Raw genomic sequence first — 9,821 nt, 5'->3', positions numbered from 1 at the left:
ACCAGCAACGCGCCGGCGAGGAGCGAGGCCCCGATCATCGTCTTCATCATGCTCTCTTCGACTACGGGGGGCCGGTAAAGGTTCGACGCAATATACGGCCGCTCGGTCACGGCGGGGCCGTGGGCGGCGCCGCGGTCATAGATACAAGCTTGCATCCACGCTGTTCACATGCCCGATCCCGCGAAGCGTCCCTTGGAACGGTCCGCGGCGGAGCGCATCGCACGCCCGAACGTCCCGGGACTCCACCCCGACCGGTGCCAGAACCCCGCTCCCGGCACCGCCGGAACCGAACAGAAACGCGCCCGACCACGGTCACCCTGCGAGGGCCGACTCGATCAGGCAGCCACGCCGGACCGCGACTGGCTCACTGCAGACGGCCTCGACCGCATACTCGCCCTGCAGAGGCGAATCAACCAACGCCTGAAGCTTGACTCTCACGACAGCAACGACCGCAGGGACGACGATGCCTACTTTCCTGACCTCATCGCCGTTCGAGGACGACGACTGGGCGGCCTACCTGTTCACCAGCGGCGACCGGCCCGTCGGGTTCTCATTCGTGCGCGCGCTGTCCGGCCCGACGCGCCCCCGGACGCGTGGATCTCCTTCACCACCGCCTGACCAGGGATCAACTGGGAGCGTAACCGGCGGGGCCGTGGTCACCGTGGGTGGCCAACTCGCCCGCCAGGACGTACGCACCCACCAGCGACACGCTCGACCCCTGACCTGACATGAACGACGTCGCGTAAGCCGCGTCGCCCACGAGGGCGACGCGGCCGGTGGACCAGGCAGGCATGTGGATCTGGCTGACGACATCGAAGAACAGGTCCTCGGCCTCACGCTTCGACGCCTGTGCTTAGCCGAAGCGATCGCTCCGTGACCGCCATGGCGGACCCAAGCACCAGGCCTTCCTCTGGTCCAGGTCCAAGAACGACCAGCTCAACGCGGTGCAGGCCGGTGCCGAACAGCAGGTAGCCGACAGCGCGGTCGCGAGCCGGACGGTATGGGCGTGCACGCGTGGTGCCTTGCCGTGGCGGCCGAGGTCGCCGCCGGCTGCCAGATCCCCACAAGATCCCGCCCGCCGACACCGTTGACCAGCACAGTCTCGACGCTGCCGCTGGTCAGGCATATGCGTTGAGCTCTCGACCTCGACGGTGATCTATCGCAGCGCTACTTGACGGCTGGGGACACGTTCGGGAGAAGACCGCCGCGAAGGAGGGTTCCGATCAGCGGAGGTCGCGGATGAGGTTGCCGATGACGGATTCAACCTCGTCCGAGTTGAACGTGTCCGTGCCGATCAGCAGGGTCACGGCCCGTTGGCCGTCATCGGTGACGGCGTTCCTGAACTTGTGGCCGCTGGCCATACTGCCGCTGTGTCCCCAGGTGACGAGACCTGGGGCGAGCCGATAGCCCTCGACTCCCAGGCCGTAGTCCTTGCCAAAGTCGTCCAGAATGGTCTGTTTCATTTCGGCGAGCTGGGCTGGGGCCAGCAGTTTCCCGGTCAACAGCGCGGTCCAGAAGACGGTCGCGTCGGCACCAGTGGAAATCAGCTCACCCGACGCGTCGGCCTCTGAGGTGTTCCATTCCGTCTTGTCCATCAGAGTCCCAGCTTGCTTCACGTAGCCCCGCAGGTCCGGCTTGGGGATCGTGGTCCGGTCGCCAGGCCAGGAGGTCTCACGCAGTCCGAGGTGCTTGATGATCCGCTGGTCGATCTCGGTGCCGATGCTGCGACCGGTGACCTTCGTGACGATCAGTCCGGCCAGGTTGTAGTTGGTGTTGGCATAGGCGAAGCCCGACGGAGCCCTGTCGGGCGGGGGCAGAGTCAGCGCCTGCTCCACCGTCTGCAAGGGCTCGATGTGATCCCAGCGGTGCGCCTCCTCGTTGTCCCAGAACGGCGCATCCAGATAGTCGGGCAGGCCACTGGTGTGTTGCAGAAGCTGCCGGATCGTGATCTTGCGCCCATCGTAGAGCTTGGTGCGGATGAGACCGGGCAGGTAGTGGTCGACAGTGTCATCGAGCTTGATCTTGCCTTCGCCGACGAGCTGAAGCACGATCGTGGCTGTCCAGGTCTTGGTATCGCTGCCGATACGGCTGTGCTCATTGCCGACGACCTTACGGCCCGTCCTGCGGTCGGCGAGGCCGACGCCGCCATTCCAGACGCCGCAGCGCGGACTCTTCACCGTCACGGCGATCCCTGCGCCGACACTCGCCAGCGCCTTCAGCGCTGTCTGGATGGGCTTGGTGTCACACCGTGCTATCGCGGCCGACGCGGCAGGCGCCACCACCAGAGAGGCCGTGACCGCCAAGGCCGCGACAACACTCGTCCTACCTCGCATGATGTCTCCTTTCATCGTGCGGCGTAACCGGTTTCGCCTTGTGCTTGGGAGTGCGGCCGCTATCGCGCCGAGCCTCGCTCGTACAGCTTCCGCGTCGAGACGGCGTATCGGCCGAGCGCTGCGGGAAGCACGGTCACGCCGCTGCCCGGTTGGTCTGGAACAGGCAGGCAACCGTTGTCGAGTCGGAACGCGTCAGTGAGATCCTCGGTGTAGTAGCGGTCAGACGGCGGTGAGCCGGTCGGTCTCGTCGTGCCCGTTGATGCCGTCGTCGATCTGGCCGTAGAAGTCCACCGTGTACTCTGTGGCGCTCGCGCCAAGCTTGGCGAGGTTGAAGTGAGCGTTGCGGCTCACCAGTGGGTCGAAGGTTCAGGCCGTGGAGGTCGCGCCGCGTTCGAGCGCTCAGGCCCGCTGCGCCTGCTTGAGAGCGAAACCGACTCCGTGATCGCTGGTGCGGGCGGACGCGATCGGCGGTTGGGATTCGGGGGTCTGCCATACACCGGCGAGGAATCGCGATACCGGTTCGAGCGTGGGGAGGTCCTCGGCCGGCTGGATCCGGACACCCGCACGGGTCGCGGCGCGCATGACGGTTTCGGTTGCGCTTGCCGGGGCCGAAGCGGGTACGGTCGCAGGGACTGCCCGCGGCACGCTTGCTGGGATGTGCATGCTGACAGCGTCGCGTCTGTACTGACCGTGTGCATTCGGTGCCCGTCCAGAGATTCCGCGAATGCCTTGTACGTCTGGCTAAAGAGGTGAGGATGCTCGATACCGGAGTACCCGATCTCGGACAAGTCCTCGATGCGTTGGGCTCTTCGCTGCTGCGGCTGTTAACCGTACTGCCGGAAAAACCGGTACCGGTCTCGGGCGTGCTCATCTTCGAGCGGCGAGCCCCGCTTCCACCCGTCAGGGACGCGGTCCTGCTCGCCGTCGGTGTAGGGACGGCCGAAGCGCAAGCGAAGGAGCTCGTTGCCTCGGCGGCCGAGGCCGGGTGCGCCTGCCTGGTGGTGAAGAGTTTCGGCGAGCCGGTCACCGAGCTGGTGGAAGCCGCGCAGCGATCCGGAATCGTGCTGCTTGCCGCCGACGATGCCGTGGCCTGGCACTACCTGGACGCCATGATCTCCTCGGCCCTTTCCTCCGCGGTGCGATTCGCGCAGGCCGCGGCCGCCCCGGCCATCGGCGATCTTTTCGCCTTGGCCAATGCGATCGCGGGGATGGTAGGAGGTGCCACGGTGATCGAGGATCCGCACCGGCGCATCCTCGCGTACTCGACTTTGCCCAGCCAGGCCATCGATGAGGGCCGCCGCCAGGGCATTCTCGGCCTCCAGGTGCCGGACGGCCCGGACTACGACGAGCAGTACCGCGCGCTCGTCCAGGTGGGGCGCGCCTGCCGGTTCCCAGCCGTTCTCGGCGGCCTTCCTCGTCTCGGTGTCGCGGTCCGCGCGGGAAGCGAGGAACTGGGTTCGATCTGGGTCGTCGATGCCGAGGACTGCCTGGACTCCGCTGCCGAACAGGCCCTTTCCGACGTGGCGGACATTGTCTCGCTGCACCTGCTCGCGGCCCGTACCGCGGTCGATGCCGTCCGGCGCAGGCGCGCCGACCTGCTGCGGCGGCTGCTCGCCGACCCGAGCAGTGTCACCGTGGTGGCCCCGCAGCTCGGTCTGGACCCGAACCTGCCCGTCGCGGTGGCCGCGTTCGCTGTCGCCCCGAGCAGTGCCGACGATGTTCTGGCGGCACACGCGGCCACCCGGCTCGCCGACTTGGTGAGCCTGCACTGCGAGGCCCACTACGGCAGGCACGGCTGCGCGTTGATCGATGGAACGGTCTATGCGCTGCTGCCGAGCGGGCCTTCGCCGAAGGCGCACCGCGAACTCGTCGCCGACATCGCCCGGCGAGCCCACGGTGCGCTGCGGGTGCCCGTCCAGGCCGGACTCGGCTCGCTCGTCCAGGGGCTGGGCTCGATCGCGAGCTCACGCGCCGACGCGGATCTCGTCCTGCGCGCACTCACCGACCGGCCGGGTGACCCGGAACCGTGCCGGGTGGCCACGATCGACGAGGTGTGGGCCAGCGCGACGCTGTCCGCGCTGGCCCAGATACTGGCCGCGCACGAGGCGCTGCCCCGCAGGCTGGGGCCGGCGGTCCGCGCACACGATCTCGAGCACGGCACCGCTTATGCGTCCACCATCCTCGCCTACCTGGACGCCAACAGCGATATCGCGGCCGCCTCCAATCGGCTGTCCGTGCACCCGAACACGATCCGGTACCGGCTTTCCCGCGCCGAGGAGATCTTCGGGTTCGATCTCGCCAACCCGGACGAGCGCCTGGTGCTGTGGCTGCGGTTGCGGCTCGGCGACCAGCTCGGCTGGTGAGCCTTTGATAGCCGGGCTCCACTGTCAGTGGCGGTGGGTGGCGTCGGCGTGATGGGGGTCGGCAGGGTGCTCGTAACCCGCCCAGAGCCGCACCTTGTCCGCGTAGCGGCGTTCCAGCCACCCGGCGAAGGCCTGGTCCACCGCCACGGAGGTCAGCTCGGCCGCGATGGAGTCGCGCATGCTCTCGTACGGCCTGCGCCCACCCGGCTGAATCCGGTCCACGCGCAGCGTCCACGAGCCTCCCGGGCCCTCGACGGGCCCGACGACCTCCCTCTCCGCCGCGGAGAAGACGGCCTCCTCCAGCGCCGCCGGGAGTTCCCCCCGCCGCACCGGCCCAAAGGACGACTCCGGCTCCCTCCGCCGGGCGGCGAAGGAACCGGAGGACGGAGCCTCCCGGCCTTCGGATGCCTCGGAGGGCGGTGGGGGAAGATCCGCGTGGATGCGGCTGACGTGGCGGATCTCCGGGTCGGTGAACCTGTCGAGGTTGCGGTCGTAATATGCGCGGACCTCGGCCTCGGGTACCCGTACCTCCGCCGTCACCACGTCGCGCAGCGCTCGCGTGATCGGCATCGACGCCGTCACGGCGGCGACCACGCCACCCGTGCGGAGCGCGGCGGGCAGGGTGAACGGCGCGGGCGGCGGCGAAGGGGCGGGCGCGACGAGCCCGAGCGCGGCGGCCTCGTCCTCGACGAGGGCCTCGGTCACCAGCACCTGGACCAGCCAGCGGCGGAGGTTGCGCCCCTCGGCGCTGTGAGGGTGCGGCAGTCGCGAGGCCAGCGGACCAGCGCGCAGCTCCGCCTCCCGGGCGTCCACGTGGGAGACCGGGATGACCCGGTCCCCCACCTCGGCCGCGACGGCGGTGAGTGAGGTCACCGGAGCACCCCTTCCTCGATACACAGGCCGTTCCAGCACCCCATCATGCCCGCACCTCGATCTCGACCGCCTCGGTGTAGTGCAGCCGGCCGGCGCACGCGAGCTTGACGACGGCCCACCAGCGTCCCGGCCGGGTGCCGGGGGGAGCCTGCAGGCCGAAGCGGAGCCGAGCCTCGCCGCGGGCGGGGACGACCACCCCGGTGTTCCACTCAGGGACGAGCTCGAAGGTGTGCCAGGGGCTGATGAGCTGCGCCTGCACGGACACGTCGGTGCGGGCCGGCGAGCGGAGCAGCACCTCCACGGCTCCGGTGGACGCCGGTCCGCCGGGCGCGAGCCGTACGCTCGGCGTCTCCAGCACCACCTCGAGCTCGGCGGCCTGACGCTCGCCGACGTACAGCCGGGTGACGTCCTCGTACACCTGGCCGCCGTAGGTGGTGCGGGCGCGCAGCCAGTATTCGCCCGGCTCGGCCCCGTCGGGCGGGACGATCCGGACCGGGAAGGCCGCATGGCCGCCGGGCGTGAGGACGTACGGCCGCTCGGCGGGCTCGCAGGTCCATCCCTCCGGCGGCAGCAGGGTGACCAGGCCGGACGCCTCCCCCTCGGTGAGCCCGGAGGCGATGGACACGACCGTTTCCACGGGCCCTGCGGGGAGGCCGGAGTCGGCCAGGTGCACGGCCACCGGGATGTTCCCGATCGGGGCGGGACCGGTGTTGTTCAGCCAGTACCGCGTGTAGACGGGCTGGTACGGTTCGCCCTCCGGCCCCAGCACCGCCGCTCCGGAGGATCCGGAACCCGCCGCCGTCTCCGGCCCCGTCCCGGCCGCTCCCGGGCCTGCGGTGACGATGACAGTGGCGATCTCCATACCGGTCAGCTCGATCGCGTCGAGCGGCAGCGGGGAGAGGGGACGTTCGAGCAGGTCGGCGCGGTGGGCATCGGCGAGGGGCAGCGCGCTGTGGACGCGGGCGGCCACCGGGTCGCCGGACGCCTCGTACAGCCGCAGCGTGACCCCTTCCACCTGGCCCGCCTCTTTGCCGGAGGCCAGCGGGTTACCGGTGGCCTTGAGCGCGGCGAGCACCACCGCGCCGGCGGGCTCGACGGCGAGGAACGACGTGGTGCCCGCCAGCTCGCCCTCGTGCGCCTCCTCGGGGAGAGCGGACAGCGGGTGGTTGACGTCGTGCCCCTGGGTCACCATGCCGGTCGCACGCCAGTCGCCGGGCCCGGTGACCAGGGAGTATTCGAAGGAGTGGGTCCAGTGCTGGAGCTGGAAGTTCGATCCGTCGGGTGTGGTGCGCCGCGGCGGGTCGATCCACACGCCGGACGGCCAGCCGGTGCACGAGCGCATGAGCGACAGGTGGAGGGCGCCGCCCGAGTCGACGGCGAAGCCCGGGATGCCGCGGTTGATCACGCCGAAGGTGTAGTCGTCCAGTGCGGGCTCGGTGAGGACGGCGAGTGCGGACGGCTGGCTCACCTCGATGACGGCGTCGTCGAGGTCGGCGACGAGCTCATCGACCGCGCCCTCGCCCGCGACGATCAGCACCGGCAACGCGCGCGGCCCGGTGAGGTCGGCGCTCGGCACCCACACCTTCTCCAGCGGCTCGGACGCCGGCACCCAGACGCGGGCCCGGCCGCCGGAGGCCAGCCGTTCGCGCAGCAGTTCGGCGTACTCGGACTCGGCGGCCTGGAGCACCTCGGCGACGAACGGGTTGTCATCTGGGGTGCCGAGGGCGATCCGCACGTCAGGGAGGTTGGAGTCGACGCCGAGGTTGCCGTACCGGGGGCCGGGGGCGGCCGAGCAGGTGGCGGTCACGCCCTTGCGCACCAGCGCCACGGCGAGGTCACGCGGCTCGCCACCGATGATCTCGGCGATGCCGATGGCGCGGGCGCCGACGGGCTCGCCGTCGTCGCCGCGCAGCGCGACCCGCGCGGTGGACGACAGCGCGAACCAGTTGCCGGCCGGGTTGTCGAGGGTCCAGGGGTGCTCGCCGGAGTCGACGTCGATGAGGCCGAAGCCGCGTCCGACGACGGCGTCGCCGACCTCGCTGACGGGCAGGGCACCGGGCACGCGGGCGGGCCAGCGAACCCGGACGAGCTGGTCGGCGCCGTCGAACTCGTCGACGTGGGTGACGCAGTCGACCCGGTCGAGGCCGTGCCAGAGGGTGATGCGCTGGGTGTACTTCACCGGGCCGACCCGGCCGGTGACGGTGAGGCGCTCGCCGAGCGCGCTGGTCTCGGCGACGACGGAGTCGGCGGGCCGCTCGGCCGAGCCGGTGACGGTGCCCTTCGGGATCAGATGCCAGGGGCCTTCCTCGTATTCGGGGTGCGCGGAGTACTCGTCGTACACCAGCAGCTCGTTGCCCACGCGTTCCGGCTGGAGCAGCTCACGGTCATGGGCCACGTCGTGGAACCGGGATACGCATCCGCCGCGCGCCGGGTCGACCTCCACGATGTGGGTGCCGGTGGCGATGCGCAGGCCGTCGCGGACGGTCCAGCCGACGGCCTGCGCGTCGGCGACCGGCTCGGCGCGCAGCGTGCGGCAGCCGAGCGGCGGTACGGCCTGCGCGACCAGCACGACGTCGACGGCGACGAGCCCGCCGTCCTCGCGGTACTCGGGGTTCTCCAGCAGCACGGGCAGCTCGCCGCCGTCGGGGTCGGTGACGCGGACGCCGTGCGCACCCGCCCCGGGGAGTGTCAGCCGGACCCGGACGACGCCGCTCCGCTCCCAGGACGAGGGATTCCACACCACCACGGCGATGCCGTCGCCGCGCGTGTCGACGCGGGCGGTCAGCTCGCCGAGCGAGGCCTTCAGCACGCCGTCGCCGATGTCGTGGGCCTCGCGCCAGCCGGTGAGCAGGTCGAGGTACACCTGGTCGGACTCCGAGCCGGTGATCGCGTCGTGGTGCGCGCCGTACACCAGCTGGCGCCACGCCTTGTCGAGGGCGGCGTGCGGGTAGCGGGCGCCGGTGGTGAGGGCGGCGATCGTGGCGAACTTCTCGGCGTCCACGACCAGCGACTCGGCCGACCGCTGGGCCTGCTTGGTGTCGATGAACGACACATCCTTGCCGGTGTAGACCGGGTTCATGTCGCGGGTCTGCGGCGAGGCGGCGGGCAGCGACGACCGTACGGCCGCGAAGAACTCCTTCGGCAGCCCGACGACGAACCTCGGCGAGACGTAGCGGGCGTTCCAGTGGCGGTGGATCTCGGTGACCCACTTGTTGGGCGGCGAGTAGTCGGTGCCCATGGGCAGCAGCAGGTTGCGCGTGGCCGCGACCCGCTTCAGACGCAGGAACAGCTCGTACGCCACCCACTCTGCGTGGGAGAGGTCGTGTGAGGAGTCGAGCCACCAGCCGGCACTGTAGTGGGCGGGCATGTAGTGGGTGAGCACGCCCTTGCCGGACGGCGACAGCCACTCGAACTCCGCCGGGAACTGCATGACGCTGTCCGGGTATGCGACGCCGCGCCGTGGGTCCCAGGTGACGAGCATCGGCCCCCATTGGTGATGCGGGCCGCGCGCCCAGGAACTGGACGTCAGCCCGGCCTCGGCGAGCAGCCCGGGAAACTGCGGGTCGTGCCCGAACACGTCGAGCTGCCAGGCCGTCTGCGGGTCACCGCCGACGATGTCGCGTTGGAAGCCGACCCCGTAGATGATGTTGCGGATCGTCGACTCGACAGAGGTGAGGTTGGTGTTGGGCTCGTTGTAGGTGCCGCCCATCAGCTCGACCCTGCCCTCGGCGAGCAGCCTCCGCAGGTGCTCGCGGTCCTGCGGGTGGGCGTCCCAGTAGGGCTTGAGGTAGTCGACCTCGGCGAGCACGAACTTGTAGTCCGGGTCGCGGCGGGCGATCTCCAGGTACTCGCGCACCAGGGAGAACCCGGCGTTCTGCCGTTCGCCGCGGAACTCCTGGGCGACCTCCCCCGCGTCGTCCCACGTGGTCGTGTAGGCGGCCTGGGTGTTCCACCACACCGGGTCGTAGTGGAAGTGCGGCACCATCCACACCGTCCAGCCGGGCTCGGCGACCACCAGCTCGCCGGTGGCGGTGGCCTCCCCGGCCGTCACCGTGATGGGGATCCGCGTCCCGGGCGCGGCATCCGTCGAGACGGCCACCTCGGCCGGACGGCCCGCCGTACGGCCCGCGCCGGCGACGCCCGGGCCGGTCACGCGGATCTCGACCTCACCGGGAGGCCCGTCGAGGTACACGTGGACCACTTGGCCTTCTTCGACGAAGAGCTCGGTGGATTCGACGCTGGTGATACGCAA

The 9,821-nt window shown here is 70.3% G+C and carries 6 protein-coding genes; 1 reads left to right on the top strand and 5 read right to left on the bottom strand.

The genetic code is table 11. From position 1 onward, the window contains the following. Window positions 1–625 precede the first annotated feature (625 nt). From ACFY2X_RS45955 to ACFY2X_RS45945, 3 genes are all read right to left on the bottom strand, one after another. On the bottom strand, window positions 626–793 hold the full coding sequence (locus ACFY2X_RS45955) for an FAD-dependent monooxygenase (RefSeq protein WP_389951401.1): 168 nt from the start codon (window positions 791–793) through the stop codon (window positions 626–628). Window positions 794–1,223: 430 nt separating this feature from the next. Beyond that, the gene (locus ACFY2X_RS45950) at window positions 1,224–2,333 is read right to left on the bottom strand and encodes a serine hydrolase domain-containing protein (RefSeq protein WP_389951398.1); all 1,110 of its coding nucleotides are present in this window, start codon (window positions 2,331–2,333) and stop codon (window positions 1,224–1,226) included. A 219-nt stretch (window positions 2,334–2,552) separates the two neighbouring features. Then, on the bottom strand, window positions 2,553–2,684 hold the full coding sequence (locus tag ACFY2X_RS45945) for a hypothetical protein (protein WP_389951396.1): 132 nt from the start codon (window positions 2,682–2,684) through the stop codon (window positions 2,553–2,555). A gap of 404 nt (window positions 2,685–3,088) precedes the next feature. On the opposite strand from ACFY2X_RS45945, the gene ACFY2X_RS45940 reads away from it, so the two are divergent. Continuing rightward, window positions 3,089–4,696, top strand: a complete 1,608-nt coding sequence (locus ACFY2X_RS45940) for a PucR family transcriptional regulator (protein ID WP_389951394.1) — start codon at window positions 3,089–3,091, stop codon at window positions 4,694–4,696. 24 nt (window positions 4,697–4,720) lie between these two features. Here the strand turns inward: ACFY2X_RS45940 and ACFY2X_RS45935 are convergent, their stop codons facing one another. Further along, the gene (locus ACFY2X_RS45935) at window positions 4,721–5,569 is read right to left on the bottom strand and encodes a peptidyl-prolyl cis-trans isomerase (protein ID WP_389951392.1); all 849 of its coding nucleotides are present in this window, start codon (window positions 5,567–5,569) and stop codon (window positions 4,721–4,723) included. A gap of 43 nt (window positions 5,570–5,612) precedes the next feature. Next, a complete protein-coding gene (locus ACFY2X_RS45930) occupies window positions 5,613–9,821 on the bottom strand; it encodes an NEW3 domain-containing protein (RefSeq protein WP_389951390.1) in 4,209 nt (1,402 codons plus the stop codon).

Origin of the sequence: Streptosporangium sp. NPDC000396, assembly GCF_042898655.1 — a bacterium.
Classification (GTDB): domain Bacteria; phylum Actinomycetota; class Actinomycetes; order Streptosporangiales; family Streptosporangiaceae; genus Streptosporangium.
Note: the sequence above shows the minus strand (reverse complement) of the source record. Positions and strands in the feature narration are given on the sequence as shown.